This window comes from Paraburkholderia sp. BR14374 (assembly GCF_040948685.1).
GTDB lineage: Bacteria > Pseudomonadota > Gammaproteobacteria > Burkholderiales > Burkholderiaceae > Paraburkholderia > Paraburkholderia youngii.
In genome coordinates this window covers 253122-273146 of record NZ_JBFPKF010000001.1, presented here as the reverse complement: position 1 = coordinate 273146, position 20025 = coordinate 253122, and the positions used below count along the sequence as shown (strand labels likewise).

The window sequence follows — 20025 nt, the reverse complement described above, 5'->3', positions numbered from 1 at the left end:
AACAGGACGATCGTGTCGACGAGAAACGTCATCATCGCGCTGTATTCGGTGTATGCGCTGAACTACGTGCTGCCGCTCGTTACGTTGCCGTATCTGTCGCACGTGCTTGGGCCGGCCGGGTTGGGTGTGATCGGTTACGCGCAATCGATTTCGCAGATTCTTCTCGTCATCGTCGACTTCGGCTTCGGTCTGTCGAGCGCACGCAAGGTGGCGGTGCACATTGGCAATCCGCAAGTCGTGAACCGCATCTACTGGTCGACTACGATCGGCCGCGCGATTCTCGCGTTGCTGTGCTCGCTGGTGCTGGTCGTCTGGGCGTTCGCCGCTCACATGTCGCCGCAGGAGCGCGGTGCGACGCTGCTCGGCTCGCTCGTGATCTGGGGCGGCGTGCTGACGCCCGGCTGCTTCTACGAAGGCACGCAGCGCCTGCCGGTGCTCGCGGGCACGCTGCTCGCCACACGCGTGGGTCTGCTGATTCCGCTGTTTCTGTTCGTGAAGACTCGCGACGACGTGATGCTCGCGGCCGCGCTGCAATATGCGCCGACCTTCGTGTGCGGCTTGATCCTGATGGGCGCGCTGATCTGGAAGCGCGAGATTCTGCTGACCGTGCGGGTCGGTTGGGCCGACGTGATGGCCGAGGCGAAAGAGGCGTATCACATCTTTCTCGGCTCGGCGCTGACGTCCGTGTACATGTACGCGAACGTGATCATGCTGCGCATGATCAGCGGCCCGGGTGCGGTCGGCTATTACGTGGCGGCCGAGCGACTCACCAACGCGCTGCGCGCGTGCACGGCGCCGGCCATCCAGGCGTTCTTTCCGAAGATCTGCGTCGCGTACGAGCGCAACGACTTCGGCTATATCCACAAGGTCAACCGCGGCTTCATGCTCGCGTTCGCGGCGTCGGCGGTGCTGATCCTGGTCGGCTTTACGGTGCTCGGCGAATGGTTCGTCGGACGTTTTCTCGGCGAGGCGTTCGGCGAGACGTTCCGCATTTTGCGCGTCCTCGTGTTCGTGCCGGCAATCGTCGGCATGACGACGACCCAGGTCATGTTGACGGTGATCGCGTCGGGCAATCAGTCGTTGCTGAAGCGGATCTATCTCTACGGCGCGCTGTTCCATCTGGTGCAGGCGCCGATCAGCATCTACTTCTGGGGCGGCGTCGGCACCGCGTGCTCGGTGGCCGCGACCGAGCTGTTCATGCTGATCGGCGTGTACAACTTGTCGAGCCGGATCAATCACGGCCAGATCGCGGTGCGCTCGCAGACGGCGATCAAGCAGGAGATGGCCGCGGAGAGGGATTAGCCGCCGAGACGGGCGGTGTTCACTGCGCGGTGGACAGATTGGTCACTTTCGCGTTGCGCAGATACAGCACCGTCGACAGCACGACCGCCGCGGCAGCCGCGAGCGCGGCGAACAGGAACACGGAGCCATAACCGAACTCCCCGGCGATATACCCCGCCAGCGGCCCGGTGATGCCGAGCGACAGATCGAGAAACACCGAGTACGCGGACAGTGCCGCGCCGCGGCTCGCCGGCGGCACCAGCCCGACCGCCTCGACGCCGAGCGCCGGAAATACCAGCGCGAAGCCGAAGCCGGTCAGCGCGGCGCCCGCGAGCGCGATATGCGGCTCGGGCGCGAGCCACAGCATCAACAGACCCGCGCATTCGAACGAGAACGATGCGATCGCGACGCGAAAGCCGCCGTAGGTCTTGATCGTGTTCGCGAACAGCAGGCGCGCGCCGATGAACAGCGTGCCGAACAGCGTCAGCGACAGCGCCGCGTTCGGCCAGTGCTTCGCCGCATAGAACAGCGTGATGAAGGTCGCGATCGAGCCGAAGCCGGCCGAGCCGAGCGCGAGACCCATGCCGTGCGGCAGCACGCGCGTCAGCACGCTGCGATACGACATGCGCTCGCCGTGCACGACCGGCACCGGCGCGATCAGACGCGCGAGGTAATAGCCGAGGCCTGCCAGCGCGATCACCAGGATGCCGAGCGCGGTGAAGCCGATCGAGCGCGAGATCATCACGCCGAGCGGCGCGCCGATTGCGAGCGCGCCGTAGGTTGCGATGCCGTTCCACGAAATGACCCGGGCGTTGTTCGACGTGCCGACCCGGCCGATCCCCCACAGGATCGCGCCGGTGCCGCACAGACTCTCGCCGAAACCGAGCACGAGGCGGCTGCACACCAGCAGCGCGAGGCTCAGCACCGGCCAGGAACCGGCCAGCGCGGCGAGCAGCAGCAGCACGCCACTCGCGCCGCAGCCGAGCAGACCGATCGATACCGTGCGCTTCGGCCCGAGCGTATCGGCGGAGCGGCCCGCGAGCGGCCGAGACGCGAGCGTCGCGAGGTACTGCACGCTGATCGCCGCGCCGGCCAGCACCGCGCTGTAGCCGAGGTCGCCGTGCACGTAGCCGGGCAGCACCGCGAGCGGGATTCCGATCGCGAGGTAGCAAAGAAAGGTGAAAAAGACGACTGGAATGATTTGTAGGGTCGTCGCAAATTCGCTGCGGGCGGGCGCGGAGTCGGTGGACATCGGGAAAACGAGACTTGAAATCGGCGATGAGGCGTGATTGTCCCATGGAACCGATTCCTTTGCAGGGCTTGCCTAAAAAAACGGGACGAACGAATGGCGGGTCGCGACTCGGTAAAGGTCCGTTTTCGCGCGTTGGCCGCGTGATTTTCTGGCGAGTCGGCTGGCTTACCGCGCTAGAGCATGTCATTTCGTCCGCAAAAACTATAAAAATACGGAAAAATACCAATAGCAAAATAAGCGTTGCCGCGCGCAAATCCAGTTCTATATCGCGCCACGAATATGTCCCCCATGTGATTCAGGCTATGGGTTGCGTTTATTGACGGTGATAGCTTTCAAACCATCGACGCGGCGCGTCCGCGCGAACACCGAACACACGAGAGCACCGAGACATGACCGAGCCGATTCGCTTCTATCACCGCAACGCGATCCGCGAAATCCAGGACGCGCCCGTCACCCGTACGGTGCTGCAGTATCTGCGCGAAGACGCGCATTGCACCGGCACCAAGGAAGGCTGCGCCGAAGGCGACTGCGGCGCCTGCACCGTCGTGATCGGCGAGCGCAACGCGGCGGGCGGCGTCGACTTCAAGGCGGTCAACGCCTGCATCCAGTTCGTGCCGACGCTCGACGGCCGCGCGCTCTTCACGGTCGAAGACCTGCGCCAGCCGGACGGATCGCTCCATCCGGTGCAGCAGGCGATGGTCGATTGCCACGGCTCGCAGTGCGGCTTCTGCACGCCGGGCTTCATCATGTCGATGTGGGCGCTCTACGAGAAGCACGGCCACGAGCATGGCTGCGCGAACCGCACGGTGCCGTCGCGCGAGGCGATCGGCAATGCGCTGACCGGCAACCTGTGCCGCTGCACCGGCTACCGGCCAATCGTCGATGCGGCCGAGCGCATGTTCGACGCGCCCGCGCCGCAAGCGCCGCTCGACGTGAAGGCGCTCGCCGACACGCTCGCGACGCTCGAACGCGACGACACATTCCAGTACGAGCACGCGGGCCAGCGCTTCGTCGCGCCGCGCACGGTCGCGGCGCTCGCGCAGCTCAAGGAGCGGGAACCGGCCGCGCGCATCCTCGCGGGCAGCACCGATATCGGCCTGTGGGTCACCAAGCAGATGCGCGAACTCGGCAACCTCGTCTACATCGGGCAGATCGCCGAGCTGCAAAAGCTCGAAACCAATGACGAGTGGATCGATATCGGCGCCGGCGTCAGCGTCGAAAGAGCGTATGCCGAGATCGCGAAGCAGTATCCGGAGCTGACCGAAATGTGGCAGCGCTTCGCGTCGCTGCCGATCCGCAACGCCGGCACGCTCGGCGGCAACATCGCGAACGGCTCGCCGATCGGCGATTCGATGCCGGGGCTGATCGCGCTCGGCGCGCGCGTGATCGTGCGCGGCGGCGACATCGAGCGCGAGATGCCGCTCGAAGACCTGTACCTCGCATATCAGAAGAAGGACATGGCCGAGCACGAGTTCGTCGTCGGCCTGAAGGTGCCCGCGCGCGGCGGCGCGCGCAAGAATCTGCGCTTTCGCACCTACAAGCTGTCGAAGCGCTTCGATTCGGATATCTCGGCCGTGTGCGCGGCGTTTTCGTTCATCGCCGACGGCGACGTGATCCGCGAGCCGCGCATCGCGTTCGGCGGTATGGCCGCGACGCCGAAGCGCGCGCTCAATGCCGAAGCCGTGCTGCGCGACGCCGCTTGGCACGAGGCGACCGCGCAGGCCGCAATGCTCGCGCTCGGCAACGACTACGCGCCGCTCACCGACGTGCGCGCGACCAGCGACTACCGCCTCGAAGCGGCGAAGAACACGCTGTACCGCTTCTGGCTCGAAACGCGCGCGCGGGAGCCGCTGCCGAAGAGCGCGCTCGATGTGCGCGCGGTCGCGCCGGCCGGCGCGAGCGTTTGAGCGCCGCGCGTCCACGGATACGGAGACCCAACAATGAACCAGCAAGCCGAACCGTTCCTGAAAGAGCTTCAGGATCTCGACGAGTTCACCCAGGTGCACGTGTCGCGTCCGCACGAGTCCGCGCATCTGCACGTGAGCGGCCGCGCGACCTACACCGACGACATCCCCGAAGTGGCCGGCACGCTACACGCGGCGCTCGGGCTGTCGGCGAAGGCGCACGCGAAGATCGTGTCGATCGCATTCGACCGAGTGCGCGCGACGCCCGGCGTGGTCGCGGTCTTCACCGCCGACGACATCCCCGGCGCCAACGACGTCGGCCCGATCGTTCATGGCGACGATCCGATCCTCGCCGACGGCGTCGTGCAATACGTCGGCCAGCCGATGTTCATCGTGGTCGCCAGCTCGCATGAGGCCGCGCGGCTCGGCGCGCGACGCGCCGAGGTGGTCTACGAGGAACTGCCGGCGGTACTGACCGCGCAGCAGGCGCGCGCCGCGAACCAGTTCGTGCTGCCGCCGATGAAGCTCGCGCGCGGCGATGCCGGCACTAAGATCGCGCGCGCCGCGCATCGCGAGGCCGGCGAGATGCTGCTCGGCGGCCAGGAGCAGTTCTATCTGGAAGGGCAGATCTCGTACGCGGTGCCGAAGGATGACGACGGCATGCACGTCTACTGCTCGACCCAGCATCCGAGCGAAATGCAGCACCTCGTCGCGCACACGTTGGGCGTTGCATCGCATAACGTGTTGATCGAATGCCGGCGCATGGGCGGCGGGTTCGGCGGCAAGGAATCGCAGTCGGCGCTGTTCGCCTGCTGCGCCGCGCTCGCCGCATGGAAGCTGCTGTGCCCGGTCAAGCTGCGCCCCGATCGCGACGACGACATGATGGTGACCGGCAAGCGCCACGATTTCCACTACACGTACGAAGTCGGTTACGACGAAGACGGCGTGATCGAAGGCGTCGCGGTCGACATGACCTCGCGCTGCGGCTTTTCCGCGGACCTGTCGGGCCCAGTGATGACGCGCGCGCTGTGCCACTTCGACAACGCGTACTGGCTGTCGGATGTATCGATCGACGGCTTCTGCGGCAAGACCAACACGCAGTCGAACACGGCGTTTCGCGGCTTCGGCGGTCCGCAAGGCGCATTCGCGATCGAGTACATCCTCGACAACGTCGCGCGCTCGTGCGGCATCGATGCGCTCGACGTGCGCCGCCGCAATCTGTACGGCAAGACCGAGCGCAACGAGACGCCGTACGGCCAGGTGGTCGAAGACAACGTGATTCACGAGCTGATCGACGAACTGGAAGCGACCAGCGACTATCGCGCGCGCCGCAAGGAGATCGACGCATTCAACGCGAACAACGAGATCCTCAAGAAGGGCCTCGCGCTGACGCCGGTCAAGTTCGGCATCGCGTTCAACGTCACGCACTTCAACCAGGCCGGCGCGCTCGTCCATATCTACACCGACGGCTCGGTGCTCGTGAATCACGGCGGCACCGAAATGGGCCAGGGGCTGAACACGAAGGTCGCGCAGGTCGTCGCGCATGAACTCGGCGTCGGCTTCAAGCGCATTCGCGTGACCGCGACCGATACGAGCAAGGTCGCCAATACGTCGGCGACGGCTGCTTCGACCGGCTCCGATCTGAACGGCAAAGCCGCGCAGGACGCGGCGCGCCAGTTGCGCGAGCGGCTCGCCGCTTTCGCGGCCGAGCGCTACGGCGCGGGCAGCGTGACCGCGCGCGACGTGCGCTTCGCGCATGATCGCGTGGTGGTCGGCGAGCTCGCCGTGCCGTTCGAGGAAGTGATCGCGAAGGCTTATCTCGCGCGTATCCAGCTATGGTCCGACGGTTTCTACGCGACACCGAAGCTCTACTGGGATCAGTCGAAGCTGCAAGGCCGGCCGTTCTATTACTACTCGTACGGCGCGGCGGTATCGGAAGTCGTGATCGACACGCTGACCGGCGAAATGCGCGTGCTGCGCGCCGATGCGCTGCACGACGTGGGCGCCTCGCTGAATCCGGCGCTCGACGTCGGCCAGGTGGAAGGCGCGTTCATTCAGGGCATGGGTTGGCTCACCACCGAGGAACTGTGGTGGAACGCGGGCGGCAAGCTGATGACGCACGCGCCGTCGACGTACAAGATCCCGACCGTCAACGACGTGCCGCCGGTCTTCAACGTGAAGCTGTTCAAGAACCGCAACGTGGAGGACAGCATCCATCGTTCGAAGGCGACCGGCGAGCCGCCGCTGCTGCTGCCGTTCTCGGTGTTCTTCGCGGTGCGCGACGCGGTGTCGGCGGTGGGCGGCCACCAGGTCAATCCGCCACTCAATGCGCCCGCGACCAGCGAGGAAATCCTCAAGGCGGTCGGAGCGGTGCGCGCCGCGACCGCGGCCGCTCGGCAGGCGTGATGGCGAATGGCGGACGAGCGGGAGCGCGATATGGAAACACACCTGAACAATTATCTGAACGGCACCGGCGCCATCGACGATGCCGCACCGGTGCGGATCGGCCGGCGTAGCGTCGCGTCCGAACTGGCAGCGCGGCCCGCGCCGATGCATATCGTGCTGTTCGGCGCGGGGCATGTCGGCCATGCGCTCGTGCATTTGCTCGGCGGCCTGCCGTGCGTGGTCCAGTGGGTCGACGAACGCGACGAGCTGTTCCCTGACGAAACGCCGCCCAACGTGCAGGTCGAAGCGACCGACACACCCGATGCGATCGTCGACGCGGCGCCGCCCGGCGCGTGGTTTCTGGTGATGACGCACAACCATGCGCTCGATTTTTCGCTCGCCGCGCGCATCATGCGACGGCGCGATTTCAGCTACTTCGGCATGATCGGCTCGAAGACGAAGCGCGTGAAGTTCGAGCGGCGTTTGCTCGCGCGCGGCGTGGAGCTGGAGCGGCTCGCGGAGATGACCTGTCCGATCGGCGTCGAGGGTATCGTCGACAAGGCGCCAGCGGCGATCGCGATCGCGGTGTGCGCGCAACTGCTGCGGGTGAGGACGCGGCAGGCCGCGAGCCAGATCCACGCAACCGAGCAGATCGTGGCATAGGCCACGCGCAACGGCTTGCGCGAGTGTTCGAGGGGGACGGGCTCACACGCCGTCCCCTTCTTTATTTGCCGCTGGACGGTTGTTGTTGGCCCCGCTGCGGCGTCTTCACGCGCGGCGCTTGCGCGCCACCAATTCATCCGACACCTCGGACATCAACGTCCTCAGCCAGCCGATATCGCTCGGCCGATCCGGCTGCGGATGCCACAACTGATAGCAGCGGATGCGCGGAAACGCGATCGGCACATCGACGACCGCGAGCGGCAGCATGCTCGCGTAGTGCATCGCGAAGCGCCGCGTGGTCGTGAAGATCAGATCGGATTGCAGAAGCGTCTGCGCGACGAGCCCGAAGTAGGGCAGCGTAGCGACGATGCGCCGGCTCGCCTTCGCGCGCGCGAAGCCGGTATCGATCGCGCCGCCGCGCGTGCCGCTGTACGGTGTCGGCGCCAGATGCGGCGCGGCCAGATAGGCGTCGCGCGTGAGCGGCTCGCGCGCGAGCGGATGGTCCGCGCGCATCATGCACACGACGGTATCGGCGAACAGGTCGCTGCGCTCGAAGCGCGGATCGGGCTTCGGCCAGTTGCCGATCACGAGATCGAGTTCGCCGGCGTCGAGCGCGGCCGAATGATCGAGCAGCGGCCCCAGCGATTCGATTTCGAGCCGCGCATGCGGCGCCGCTTCGCGAAATCGCGCGATCACGGTCGGCATGAAGAAGTCGTTCAGATAGTCGGGCGCGGCGACGCGAAACGTGCGGCGCGAGCGGCCCGGGTCGAAATCGCCGTGCGGCGTCGCGACGAAATCGACATCGCGCAGCACGCGCTGCGCGGCCGCGAGCAGCGACTCGCCGTATTCGGTCGGCACCATGCCCGACTTGCCGCGCACCAGAATCGGATCACCGAGCGTTTCGCGCAGCTTGCGCAGTGCGGTGCTGATTGCGGGCTGGGTCTGGTTCAGCCGCATCGCGGTCTGCGTGACGCTGCGCTCGACGAGAAGCGTGCGCAGCACGCGCACGAGCCAGATATCGAGTGAGGCGGCGGTGTCGTCCATGGTCGAAGCGTGGTGACGCGGGCGCAGCCGATCGGCTCGCCGCGCGGCGAGCGCGTGGGGTGCGAAAGCTTATAACCTTAGGCCCGTTTGCGCGTCGGCGGCATAGCGGGCGCGGTATGGCCGGCATCAGCGCGGCGCGTGCCGGCGGCGCTTCGTTCGGGCGGAAGCCGCAGCCGCGGCGCGGCGCGCTGCCGCCGCCGAGTTATGGCGCCGGTGCCGGCTTGTCCGCGAGGCCCCACGGCAGCGAACTGATCCGCTTCACTTCGCGCGATTCGAGCCAGTTCGGCGTGCGCGCGCAGTACAGCACCATCGGCAGCGCGTCCTCGCCCCAGAACAGCTGGTCGTTCAGACGAAACGTCGGCACGCCATAGACGCCGAGGTCGATCGCATCGGCGGTATTGCGCTGCAGTTGCGCCTTCACCGCTTCGTCCTGGATCAGCTTTGGGCCGTCCGGCTTGCCGACGCGCTCGCACAGCTCGGCGAACGCTTCATCGCTCGACGGGTCGCGCCCGTCGCGCCAGATGAAGCGGAAAATCTCGCGCACGAATTGCACGTCGCCGTTCGCGGCGGTCGCGAGCAGCAGCGGTTTCATCGAATCGAACGGATGAGCGGGCGGCATCTTGTACGGAATGCCGAGCTGCTCCGCGCGAAACAGCGCATGCCGGTACATGAAGGTGCGCTTGGCGGGCACGCTGTACGCGGAGCGCTGGCCCCAGTGGCGATACAGATCGTTCAGCACGACCGGCGTGAATGCGAAGTCCATGCCGGGCCATTTGTCGTGTTGCTCGAGCAACAGGTAGGTGAACGGCGAGACGAAATCGTAAAACCACAGCGGCTGTTGGGCGTCGATGCCAACGGTCATAAAGGTCTCCCGGTTTGCCTGGGTCGGACGGAGCGGAGGGTGCGTCCGTTATCTCATCAAAATTGTAGCGATCTTACGCGGTGCGCTCCCGGCTTGCACCGGTCGATATCCCCTGGTGGAGGGCGGCGGGTGCGGGGTCAGGCGGTGTCGCCGGCGCGCGCTCAGCCTTTGACTTGATCGGCCGCCTGCTCGTCGGCTTCGTCCAGCCCGGCCGGCGTGTCGCGGCTTGCCATGAGCCGCCGTCGCACGAAGCCGATGTGCTCGCGCAGCACGTAGAACTGGTCCGCGTACGCGAGCGGCATCTTCATGCCGTTGACCGAGTCTTCGATCGTGTCGAGCCGCTCGATCAGCGACGCGCGTTCGGCCGACGAGTGTTCGCTGAGCGCGCTGCGCTCGATCGCGATCAGCGCGCCGTACCAGCGATAGATGCGCGACTTGACGCGCCACGCGTACAAGCCCGGCACGACGCGCAGCGCCGGCACCAGCAGCACGATCAGCGGCACGACGATCACCAGCAGGCGGTCGGCGAGGCTCGCGATCCAGAACGGCAGCGTCCGGTACAGGAAGCTCTTGCCCGACTTGTAGTAGCGCGCGGCATCGTCGGACAGCGGGAAGTCGTGCGCGAGCGGCGCGGGGAATTCACCGGCGCGCTGCATCGTCGTCGCGCCGCCGTGCACCTCGCGCGCGGCTTCGATCAGCAGATCCGACAGCGCCGGATGCAGCGAATCGCGCGCGATCAGCTCGGCGGTCGGCGCGACGATGCTGATCGAGTTCGCCGGCAGGTTCTTGCCGAGGTCGAACGCGCCCATCGGCACCTTCAGCTGCGTCAGGTACGGAAAGCGGCGGGTGTACGCGTCGGCCTGCGAGAAATCGTAGAAGCGCACGTTCTGCGTGCGGTAGAGCTTGCCCATCACGGCCGGCTGCGCCGAGTCGCCGGCGAGGAAGGTCGCGTCGATCGTGCCGTCGATCAGCGCGTCGGCGGCTGCGTCGCCCGTCAGCGGCAGCAGTTGGGTCGGGCCGCCCGGCACGATGCCGTTGGCCTTCAGCAGCGCGAGCGCGAGCTCGCGCGTGCCGCTGCCCTCGGGGCCGATCGCGAGGCGCTCGCCCTTGAAGCCGGACAGCCAGTCGACCGGCGCGCCGCGATAGAAGATCGCGAGCGGCACGTAAGCGACACTGCCGAGCGACATCAGGCTTTTGTCCTTGTCGGCCGCGGCGGGCGCGATGCCGCTCTGCACGAAGCCGACATCGACGTTGGCGTTGGGGTCCAACAGCCGCTTCAGATTTTCCTGCGAGCCCTGCGAGGCCAGCACGTTCAGCGTGATACGGTTGCGCGCGAGGATCGCCTTGTACTTCTGCGCGGCGATCCAGAACGTGCTGCCGACCGGGCCGGCGCTAATCGTCAGCGTATTCGGCGGGGCGGGCTGAATCAGCCGCACGGCGGCCCAGATGCCGACGATCACGAGCAGCAAGAGCGGGCCGAACGAGACCGCCAGGTCGCGCCACGAGATCGCGACAAAACGGGCGACGAGACGGGTAGGGCGGCTGCGGCCGGTGTCAGGCTTCATCGGATCTTCTGAAAACGGCGGTCGGTCGGGCTCGAATGCGCGCAGGCGGCTTGGGCGGCGCGCCAGCACGCGTCGCGCCGATGGTACCTGAGATTGGCACGGCCGCGAATCGCGTAGCCGCCCGTCAGGCCGACAAACGCGTAACAAATGGTGAGCGTCGCGGGTGCGTCAGCACGACGCCCAGGCAATTTTTGCGCGACCACGGAGCGTGTCCGTATTTATCCGGCAAGCATGACGCAGCCGCTGTCGGTGCGCCACGCCGCGCGCTAAACCCTTTGCGCTTCTGTGCCGGCTAGATTAAATTGTGCATCGCTACCGCGATCCAACGTTTGCGGCGATATCCCGGCAAGACGGACAAGAACCGGGCACGTCGGCGGACTTCGCGGTTTGCCGGTTACCGATTACAGGTAATCAGCCTCTCTCGCCTCTTGCACATCGTGTCAGACGTTGATGGCCGTCGCGCACGCGCGCGTTCGCGCGATGACGGCCGCCCGTAGTCGTAACGAAGCCGCTCGTTGATGCGGTCCAATGTGAAACCAAGGAGAAGAGAGCTATGAAAACGGTCGGTTTTCTGAAAACACTGGGTGCGGTCGTGGCGATGGTGGCGGCGTGCAGCGTCTACGCCCAGAACGCTCCAGATACGGCGTCGGCGGCAGCCACCGTCAAGGCCGGCAAGGCAGCGAATCACGAACTTGGCCGTAAGGTGCGCCACGCGCTGACCAAGACCCAGGGTCTCGACGTGTCGCACATCGCCGTGCGCGCGCGTGGCGGTGCCGTGACGCTGACCGGCACGGTGCCGGACCAGGGCCAGGCCGATAAGGCCGGCGAGGCAGCCAAGGGCGTCGAGGGCGTGACGTCGGTGACCAACAAGCTGACGGCGAAGCAGCAGTAAGCGGTGCGCGTGCGCGCGGCGCCGCAAGGCCCGCGTCGCGAGGTCTATCAATCGATTCGGAGGCTCCGGCATTTTCGCCGGAGCTTTTTTTTCGCCGCCGATTTGGGGCGCGAGACGGGCGAGGTTTGCGGGACCGCAGCAATGTGGCTTGCCGCACGCACAGGTGCTGATCGAGACGCGGCTGTCCCTGCTTCGTGCGCTGCGGCACATTACCGATGCATCGCGCGGGGTACTGTGACGAAGAGGGAACGGGGAGCCAAGCTCATGCAAACCACGCAGTTTCGCTACATCGATCTGCCGATCGGCGATCGCGCGGCATTCGAACTGGTGTGCGCAAGGCACGGTTTCGCGCCCGCGCATTTCGACATCAGCGCGAGCGCGGCACCGGGTGAGCCGGCGCATGAGCGGGTCGTCACCGTGCGGCGTGTCGACTGGTCACGGTCGTATCGCGACGGCCACGGTCAGTGGGTCCGGCAGTTCGAGGCGGATCTGACCAGCCGGTTTTTCAAATAGACAGCGGTCGCGGCGTGTGCGCTTGACGCGTCTTCAGCGGGCGGCTCACGACAACACCAGCCGCACGCCGACCAGCGTCAGCGTCGCCGCGAGCAGATTGCGCAGCAGTACTTCCGGCGCGCGCGACGCCATATAGCTGCCGATTGCGATGCCGGGCAGCGATCCCACCAGCAGCGACAGCAGCATCGACCAGTCGATCGAGCCGAGCAGCCAATGTCCCGCGCCCGCAAGCAAGGTCAGCGGCACCGCGTGCGCGATGTCGGAGCCGACGATGCGTGTCGTCGGCAGCATCGGATACAGCAGCAGCAACACCGTCACGCCGATCGCGCCCGCGCCCACCGACGTCAGCGACACCAGCGTACCGAGGATCGCGCCGGTCAGCATCGTCAGCGCGAGCGTGCGCCCCTGGCTCGGCGCGCGCAGCTTGCGCGCGCCGAGCGCCGCAAGCTGCGGACGGAACACCAGCGCGATCGCGGTAACCAGCAGCGCCGCGCCGAGCACGACCTGGATCAGCCGGCCCGCGCCCGGCGTGTCCATCCCGTAGCGATGCAGCAGGATCAGCGTGATGGTGGCCGCGGGCACGCTGCCGGCCGCGAGGCGCAGCGTGATCTGCCAGTCGACCGAGCCCTTCAGGCCGTGCACCAGCGTGCCGGTCGCCTTGGTGGCGGCCGCGTACAGCAGGTCGGTGCCGACCGCGGTGGCAGGGTGCACGTTGAATAGCAGGACGAGGATCGGCGTCATCAGCGAGCCGCCGCCGACGCCCGTCAGCCCGACCAGAAAGCCGACGAACAGGCCGGAGACGGAGTACAGCAGATCGATGTGGGGGAGTGCCATTGAACGGACAGCTGACGCAGCGCGGGTGAAGGATTGGGCGGCAAGGCCGGCGGACGCGCCGGGGCGGCTGGCGGCGGCGGTGTGCGGTGCGCTGCACGGCCGCGTCGGCCGGCGCCTGAGCGGCGAAAGGCGCTATTGTCGCAAAACTGCCGCGCCCGCGTGCGGCACTTACTCAGGGGAGCGCGTCGCGGCTGGCAGCGGGCCGCGTTCGGCGGGTGCGGCGCGGATGCGCCGCTTCGCGCGCGAAGCGCCGCTCAGAGCGCGCGGCGGATTTCGACGACGCCGAACGCCGCGAGCATCAGGCCGACCACGCGATCGATCGCGTGGCGCAGCCTGCTGCCGATCGCATGACGCGCGAGCGACACCATCGTCACCAGACAGCACCACCACGCGATCGAGCCGGCGAACACGCCGCCGACCGTCGTCAGCGCGATGGCCGGCGAAAACGCGCCGCGCGGTGCGAGCGTCGTGAACAGCGCCGCGAACATGATGATGGTCTGCGGATTGGTCAGCGTCAGCAGCAGCGCGCTCGCGTACGCACGCAGCGCGCCGGCGCGGCCGATCTGCGCGAGCTTGCCGTTGCCGTCGGCGCTTTCAGCGGACGGCTTCTGCAGCAGCGCGCGCACCCCGAGATACAGCAGGAACAGGCCGGCGAGCAGATGCAGCGGGCGGTCGTACGCGAGCATGAACTGCGAAATGCCGACGAGGCCAAGCGCTGCGATCAGCCCGTAGGCCGCGTCGCCGCTCGCGATGCCGAAGCCGATCGCGAGTCCCGCGCGCGGGCCGCCGGTCAGCGTGCGGCGGATGCACAGCATCCCCATCGGGCCGACCGGCGCGGCGATCGCGAGGCCGACGCCGGCGGCGGTGAAAAACAGACTGTTGGTGGACATGAGCAGGTTCTCGAGCGGTTGTTCTGGTTGGAGTGTGCGGTGCAGGCGCGGCCCGGTCGTCCGCGGGTAGCCGACGCACCCGCCAGCATAGCCAGACCGCAAATCGCGGGCAAGCTCGGGCAAGGGCGAAACGCGTGGCTGGGTGACCGCTCGTCAGCGCCCGCCGTCGTCAGGGCATAATTCCCCACTCCCAACTCCCAAATCCGCTTCGCCGATGTGGCAAATCGATCAGGTCACGCTGCGCTTGTTCATCGCCGTGTGCGAGGAAGGCACGATCGCGCGCGCGGCCGAGCGCGAGTTCATCGCACCGTCGGCGGTCAGCAAGCGGCTCGCCGATCTCGAAGCGCTCGTCGATGTTGCACTGCTGTCGCGCAGCCAGCGCGGCGTGCGCGCGACCGCCGCGGGCGAAGCGCTGTTGCGCCACGCGCGGCTCATCATGCGCGGCCACGAACGCTTGCAGGCCGAGCTCAGTGAATACGCGGCCGGCGCGCGCGGCCATGTGCGGGTGCTGGCGAACGTGTCGTCGATGGTGGAGTTCTTGCCCGAGGCGTTGTCCGCGTTTTTGCAGGCGAATCCGGCGATTCGGGTCGATGTCGAGGAGCGCGTCAGCGCGGACATCGTGCGCGGGCTCGAAGAGGGCGTCGCCGATCTGGGCATCTGTCGCGACACGGTGCCGCTCGGCAGTCTCGACACGCTGCCGTATCGCGCCGATCATCTGGCGCTGATCGTGCCGCGCGCGCATCCGCTCGCGGGCGAGACGCAGGTCGGCTTCGAACAGACGCTCGGATTCGATCATCTGGGGCTCGCCTCCAATGCGTCGGTCAACGCGCTGATGCAGCGCATTGCGCTGGAGAAAGGCAGCGAGTTGAACTACCGCACCTATGTCTCGACGTTCGATGCCGCCTATCGCTTCATCCAGGCGGGTCTCGCGGTCGCGATCCTGCCGCGCGAGGCATTGCCGCGCCATGCCGCCAACGAGTACGGCATCGTCGCCGTGCCATTGCGCGACGCGTGGGCCGAGCGGCGCTTCGTTATTTGCATGCGCGATCGCGCGGCGTTGACGCTGGCGGCCGCGCGCTTGCTCGAGCATCTGTTGGACGCCAGGTAAGACGGGAGACGCACCGGGTCTCTCGCACCGGCAGTCCCTGGCAGCTCCCCCGGCGACGCCGTTCGCCACCTCTCCAGACAAACCCTTAAGCATTTCACCCAGGCGAGCGTCAAAGGCCGCCCCATCGGCCTGAGCGGCCATCGCGAGCGGCGATGGCGGGCGTCGTCAATGCAGACTTTGCCGCGCGTCTGCGCGCGAGCACGCTGTGATCCAGTTAGCGCATCACTTCTATCCAACGGGCGTCCGAAGCCCGCGTCCACGATCAGGATTCAAACCGATGAATGACACCCGCGAGCGCGTCGTCGTGACCGAAGTCGGTCTGCGCGACGGTCTGCAAAGCATTCCCCGCATCATGTCCACCGACGACAAGCGCCGCTGGATCGACGCCGCCTACGCGGCCGGCGTGCGTCATATGGAAGTCGCGTCATTTGTGCCGGCGAAGCTGCTGCCGCAAATGGCCGACGCCGCCGCAGTAGTGGCCCACGCCCGTAGCTATGGCGATCTGAGCGTCACGGCGCTCGTGCCGAACCTGAAGGGCGCGCAGCACGCGCTCGATGCCGGCGTAGAGCGCATCGTCGCGCCGATTTCGGTGAGCGTCGCGCATAGCGTCGCGAACGTGCGCAAGACGCCTGCCGAGATGATCGACGCGTTCGCCGCGATGCGTGAACTGATCGATCGCGCGACTTCGGCGGGTGGGCGCCGCGTCGAGTTGATCGCCGGTTTGTCGACGGTGTTCGGCTGCACGCTGCAAGGCGCGGTGCCGTACGCGGATATCGCCGCGATCGCGCGCGCCGCGGTGCAGGCCGGCGCCGACGTGATCGCGCTCGGTGACACGACCGGCGAGGCGACGCCGCGCCAGGTCGGCAAGGTGATCGAGCTGGTGCGCGACGTCGCGGGCGACACGCTCCGCTCGCTGCACTTCCACGACACGCGCGGCCTCGGTCTTGCCAACACGCTGGTCGCGCTGCAGCACGGGATTCGCGAATTCGATGCGTCGCTGGCCGGTCTCGGCGGCTGTCCGCATGCGCCGGGCGCGACCGGCAACGTCAATACCGAAGACCTCGTGTTCATGCTCGACAGCATGGGCTACGACACCGGCATCGACATCACGCGGCTGCTCGCCTCGCGCGCGGTGCTCGCGCAAGCGCTGCCGGGCGAGCCGCTGTATGGCTATCTCGCGCGAGCGGGATTGCCGAAGCAGTTCTCGCACGCGCAATCGACCGCGCGCGAATCCGCTGAGCCCTCCGAATCTTTGCGTTATTCCCATTCTTCCGCTCCGCAGGTGCCGCAATGACTCCGCTGTCCTCCTCTACCTCAACTCCGTCTTCGACGTCTTCGGCGTCTTCGCCGCAGCCCGGCACGTTGCCGCTCGCAGGCATCCGCGTGATCGAGCTGTCGCATATGGTGATGGGCCCGACCTGCGGCATGATCCTCGGCGACCTCGGCGCCGAAGTGATCAAGGTCGAGCCGCCGCGTGGCGACAGCACACGCCGGCTGCTCGGCACCGGCGCAGGATTTTTCCGCACCTTCAATCGCAACAAGAAGAGCGTCGCGCTCAATGTCGACAGCGAAGCCGGTCTCGCCGCGCTGAAGCAACTGGTCGATAGCGCCGACGTCTTCGTCGAAAACTTCAAACCCGGCCGCATGGCGAGTCGCGGCCTCGACTACGCGACGCTGCGCGAGCGCAATCCGAAGCTGATCTACGTGTCGCACAAGGGCTTTCTAAATGGTCCGTACGAACATCGTCTGGCGCTCGACGAAGTCGTGCAGATGATGGCGGGCCTCGCGTACATGACCGGGCCGGTGGGCCGTCCGCTGCGCGCGGGCAGCTCGGTCAACGACATCATGGGCGGCATGTTCGGCGCGATCGGCGTGCTGGCCGCGCTGCACGAGCGGCACGCGAGCGGCCGCGGCAAGGAGGTGCAGAGCGCGCTGTTCGAGAACTGCGTGCTGCTGAGTGCGCAGCACATGCAGCAGTTCGCGGCCACCGGCGTGGCCGCAGCGCCAATGCCCGAGCGCATCAGCGCCTGGGCCGTCTACGACGTGTTCACGCTCGCGCACGGCGAGCAGATGTTCATCGCCGCGACCGGCGACGCGCAGTGGCGCGCGCTGTGCGCGATTCTCGAGCGCGACGATCTGCTCGCCGATGCGCGCCTCGCGACCAACAACGACCGCGTGCTCGCGCGCGGCTGGCTGCTGCCGACGCTCGGCGAAAGCCTGAGCCGTTTCGACGGCGCGACGCTCGTGCCGCTGTTCGAGCGCAATCACATTCCGTTCGCGTCGATCACGAAGCCCGAAGAGCTGTTCGACGACCCGCACCTGAACGCGAGCGGCGGCCTCGTGCCGCTGACTCTCGACGACGGCAGCGAAACCGCGATGCCGTTGCTGCCGATTTCGCTCGATGGTGCGCGTCTCGGGCCGCGCCAGCCGATCGCGAAGATCGGCGAGCACACCGTCGACGTGCTGCGCGAACTCGGCTTCGACGACGCGCGGATCGCGGAACTGAGCGGTGCCGTGCCATCGCGGAAGCCCCGCGCGGCTGCGTGAGCGGCTGCACGAGCGCCGTGCCGCGCTGCACCCGTTGCAACGGGCAATAGACCAAAAACTCTGGAGACAGACGATGAAATCGTCGAATCAGGCGATGTACGCCACTGCGCTCGGCGAGGCGGCCGGCGCGCTCGATGGCTCACCCACGGACGTGCGCGCCGATGCGACAGCGACGGAGCGCGCCGGCGCGATCGCGCTCGATGGCGCGCGGATTTCCGCGCGGCTCGACCGGCTGCCCGCGACCCGCACGATCTGGCAGCTCGTGATGCTGCTGAGCTTCGGCATGTTCTTCGAACTCTACGACCTGATGTACTCCGGCTATATCGCGCCGGGGCTCGTGCATAGCGGGCTGCTCACCGCCACGACGCGCGGGCTGTTCGGCACGAGCGGCGTCGCGAGTTTCATCGCCGCGCTGTTCGCGGGCCTGTTCATCGGTACGGCGGCGTGTGGCTTTCTCGCCGACCGCTTCGGCCGCCGCGCAATCTTCACGTGGTCGCTGCTGTGGTACACGGCGGCCAACGTCGTGATGGCGTTCCAGCACACGGCGTTCGGCTTGAACTGCTGGCGCTTTATCGCGGGGATCGGCATCGGCGTCGAGATCGTCACGATCGGCACGTATATCTCCGAGCTCGTGCCGAAGCACATTCGCGGGCGCGCTTCGGCGTGTTCGCAGGCGGTCGGCTTCTGCGCGGTGCCGATCGTCGCGTTCCTGTCGTATCTGCTGGTGCCGCAACGGGTGTTCGGTTTCGATGGCTGGCGTGTGGTCGTGCTGATCGGCGCGATTGGCGCGATCGTCGTGTGGTGGATTCGCAGAGGTTTGCCGGAGAGCCCGCGCTGGCTCGCGCAAAAGGGCCGCCTCGAAGAAGCCGACGCGGTGATGACGCGTCTCGAAGCACGCGTCGCGCGCGAGTACCAGCGGCAATGCGGCCTGCCGTTGCCCGAGCCCGCGTTGCCCGAACCGGTGCGCGCGCGGGCGGCGTTTCGCGATCTGCTGGTGCCGCCGTATCGCAAGCGCACGCTGATGCTGATCATCTTTCACGTGTTCCAGACGATGGGCTACTACGGCTTCGCGAACTGGATTCCGACGCTGCTGATCAAGCAGGGCGTCACGGTGACGACGAGTCTGATGTACGCGAGCATCATCGCGATCGCGGCGCCGCTCGGTCCGTTGCTGGGATTGCTGATCGCCGATCGCTTCGAGCGCAAGAGCGTCATCATCTGCATGGCGGCGATCAACGTCGTGTGCGGACTCGCGTTCAGCCAGGCGCGCGAGACGGTGCTGCTCGTGAGTCTCGGCGTGTGCCTCGTGCTCGCGGGCAACATCATTTCGTACAGCTATCACGCGTATCAGGCCGAGCTGTTTCCGACCGGCATCCGGGCGCGCGCGGTCGGCTTCGTTTATTCGTGGAGCCGGATTTCGGCGATGTTCTCGGCGTTCGTGATCGCCGCCTGCCTCGGCCGCTTCGGCGTGAACGGCGTGTTCGTGTTCATCTCGGGAGCGATGGCGATCGTCATGGTCGCGATCGGTACGCTCGGGCCGAAGACGCGCGATGTCGCGCTCGAGGATATTTCGAAGTAGCTAGGAGTCCTGGCGAGTCTCGTCGTTGCTCGACAGCCGGTCCGACACGTTGCCGAGCAGCAGCGCGAGCAGCAAGACGCCGATCATGGCGAACAGGAATCCGCCGATCATCGTGGCAAGTATCAGCGTGATCCATGAAATGCCGTTCATGTGTGCGGTTCCAGCGCGTTTGTCGGGGGCATCGTAGCCCGTTCAACATCATTTCTATGTGCGCTTGCCCGCCGTAAGCCTGTCAGGCGACGCCGAACTATCGTCGCGACGTGCCATTACGCGGCGCGTTCTGGATGGCTGTCACCTTCGTTGCGTACCGGGAAGCGGGTTTCGTTCGCTGTCCGCGACCATCCTTGCGAAGAACCTCATAGTGCCTTTCCGCAATCGGTTGGCGGAAATGCACCCGGTCGCACCCGATGTATTCCGCCATTGGCCCGCCTATTGCAGTGACGCTAAAGTTGTCCGATATCCATGTTTCAAGTCTGAAACGTTAATCGCCATGTTTATATTCCGGCCGTCAATAAAAATGATTTAAATAATCTTTTCTGGCGCGTTGAGTGTTCGTATTGGACGGTGGAATCGGCGGTCGCGCGGTGCTTGCGCCGATGGTTAGGGGAGCTTGCCGATGAAGCCGGGCTCGCTAGGGGAGGGTGGGGTACCTTCTACTCATCATCGGCGACTTCTAGCAAAAAATCGCTTTTAAAATACGCGCCAG

18 protein-coding genes are annotated in these 20025 nt (G+C 66.6%); 11 read left to right on the top strand and 7 right to left on the bottom strand.

Annotation, left to right across the window (positions count from 1 at the left end; genetic code table 11):
* The first annotated feature begins 12 nt into the window (after positions 1-12).
* On the top strand, positions 13-1302 hold the full coding sequence (locus AB3X86_RS01215; RefSeq protein WP_176379083.1) for an oligosaccharide flippase family protein: 1290 nt from the start codon (positions 13-15) through the stop codon (positions 1300-1302).
* Positions 1303-1321: 19 nt separating this feature from the next.
* Here the strand turns inward: AB3X86_RS01215 and AB3X86_RS01210 are convergent, their stop codons facing one another.
* Positions 1322-2533 (bottom strand): MFS transporter, encoded by a 1212-nt coding sequence (locus AB3X86_RS01210; RefSeq protein WP_368594632.1) that lies wholly within the window; start codon positions 2531-2533, stop codon positions 1322-1324.
* 44 nt (positions 2534-2577) lie between these two features.
* Here AB3X86_RS01210 and AB3X86_RS01205 point away from each other — a divergent pair, with 44 nt between their 5' ends.
* From AB3X86_RS01205 to xdhC, 4 genes are all read left to right on the top strand, one after another.
* Complete coding sequence (locus AB3X86_RS01205; protein ID WP_368594631.1) at positions 2578-2853, top strand: hypothetical protein; 276 nt, start codon at positions 2578-2580, stop codon at positions 2851-2853.
* A 69-nt stretch (positions 2854-2922) separates the two neighbouring features.
* Positions 2923-4440 (top strand): xanthine dehydrogenase small subunit, encoded by a 1518-nt coding sequence (xdhA, locus tag AB3X86_RS01200; RefSeq protein WP_368594630.1) that lies wholly within the window; start codon positions 2923-2925, stop codon positions 4438-4440.
* Between the two features lie 33 nt (positions 4441-4473).
* Positions 4474-6843 (top strand): xanthine dehydrogenase molybdopterin binding subunit, encoded by a 2370-nt coding sequence (gene xdhB, locus AB3X86_RS01195; protein ID WP_368594629.1) that lies wholly within the window; start codon positions 4474-4476, stop codon positions 6841-6843.
* Between the two features lie 30 nt (positions 6844-6873).
* Complete coding sequence (gene xdhC, locus AB3X86_RS01190; RefSeq protein ID WP_368594628.1) at positions 6874-7485, top strand: xanthine dehydrogenase accessory protein XdhC; 612 nt, start codon at positions 6874-6876, stop codon at positions 7483-7485.
* A 105-nt stretch (positions 7486-7590) separates the two neighbouring features.
* Here the strand turns inward: xdhC and AB3X86_RS01185 are convergent, their stop codons facing one another.
* The 3 genes from AB3X86_RS01185 to AB3X86_RS01175 all read right to left on the bottom strand — a co-directional run bounded on the left by AB3X86_RS01185 (position 7591) and on the right by AB3X86_RS01175 (position 10956).
* A complete protein-coding gene (locus tag AB3X86_RS01185) occupies positions 7591-8529 on the bottom strand; it encodes a LysR substrate-binding domain-containing protein (RefSeq protein WP_368594627.1) in 939 nt (312 codons plus the stop codon).
* A 202-nt stretch (positions 8530-8731) separates the two neighbouring features.
* Complete coding sequence (locus AB3X86_RS01180) at positions 8732-9391, bottom strand: 2-hydroxychromene-2-carboxylate isomerase (protein ID WP_368594626.1); 660 nt, start codon at positions 9389-9391, stop codon at positions 8732-8734.
* A gap of 161 nt (positions 9392-9552) precedes the next feature.
* The gene (locus tag AB3X86_RS01175) at positions 9553-10956 is read right to left on the bottom strand and encodes a TAXI family TRAP transporter solute-binding subunit (RefSeq protein WP_368594625.1); all 1404 of its coding nucleotides are present in this window, start codon (positions 10954-10956) and stop codon (positions 9553-9555) included.
* 553 nt (positions 10957-11509) lie between these two features.
* Between AB3X86_RS01175 and AB3X86_RS01170 the strand changes: the two genes are divergently transcribed.
* A complete protein-coding gene (locus AB3X86_RS01170) occupies positions 11510-11848 on the top strand; it encodes a BON domain-containing protein (protein ID WP_176122554.1) in 339 nt (112 codons plus the stop codon).
* A 264-nt stretch (positions 11849-12112) separates the two neighbouring features.
* Positions 12113-12361, top strand: a complete 249-nt coding sequence (locus tag AB3X86_RS01165) for a hypothetical protein (RefSeq protein ID WP_176109425.1) — start codon at positions 12113-12115, stop codon at positions 12359-12361.
* 45 nt (positions 12362-12406) lie between these two features.
* Here the strand turns inward: AB3X86_RS01165 and AB3X86_RS01160 are convergent, their stop codons facing one another.
* Both AB3X86_RS01160 and AB3X86_RS01155 read right to left on the bottom strand, forming a co-directional pair.
* Complete coding sequence (locus AB3X86_RS01160) at positions 12407-13195, bottom strand: sulfite exporter TauE/SafE family protein (protein WP_368594624.1); 789 nt, start codon at positions 13193-13195, stop codon at positions 12407-12409.
* A gap of 254 nt (positions 13196-13449) precedes the next feature.
* A complete protein-coding gene (locus AB3X86_RS01155; RefSeq protein WP_368594623.1) occupies positions 13450-14085 on the bottom strand; it encodes a LysE family translocator in 636 nt (211 codons plus the stop codon).
* A 214-nt stretch (positions 14086-14299) separates the two neighbouring features.
* Between AB3X86_RS01155 and AB3X86_RS01150 the strand changes: the two genes are divergently transcribed.
* The 4 genes from AB3X86_RS01150 (at position 14300) to AB3X86_RS01135 (ending at position 19319) form a co-directional block, all read left to right on the top strand.
* On the top strand, positions 14300-15193 hold the full coding sequence (locus tag AB3X86_RS01150) for a LysR family transcriptional regulator (RefSeq protein WP_176109422.1): 894 nt from the start codon (positions 14300-14302) through the stop codon (positions 15191-15193).
* 277 nt (positions 15194-15470) lie between these two features.
* The gene (locus tag AB3X86_RS01145; protein WP_368594622.1) at positions 15471-16487 is read left to right on the top strand and encodes a hydroxymethylglutaryl-CoA lyase; all 1017 of its coding nucleotides are present in this window, start codon (positions 15471-15473) and stop codon (positions 16485-16487) included.
* Complete coding sequence (locus AB3X86_RS01140) at positions 16484-17740, top strand: CaiB/BaiF CoA transferase family protein (protein ID WP_368594621.1); 1257 nt, start codon at positions 16484-16486, stop codon at positions 17738-17740. The genes AB3X86_RS01145 and AB3X86_RS01140 overlap by 4 nt, the downstream gene beginning before the upstream one ends.
* Positions 17741-17813: 73 nt before the next feature.
* On the top strand, positions 17814-19319 hold the full coding sequence (locus AB3X86_RS01135) for an MFS transporter (protein ID WP_368594620.1): 1506 nt from the start codon (positions 17814-17816) through the stop codon (positions 19317-19319).
* Here AB3X86_RS01135 and AB3X86_RS01130 read toward each other — a convergent pair whose 3' ends face one another.
* Complete coding sequence (locus AB3X86_RS01130) at positions 19320-19469, bottom strand: hypothetical protein (RefSeq protein ID WP_176122562.1); 150 nt, start codon at positions 19467-19469, stop codon at positions 19320-19322.
* Between the last annotated feature and the right edge of the window lie 556 nt (positions 19470-20025).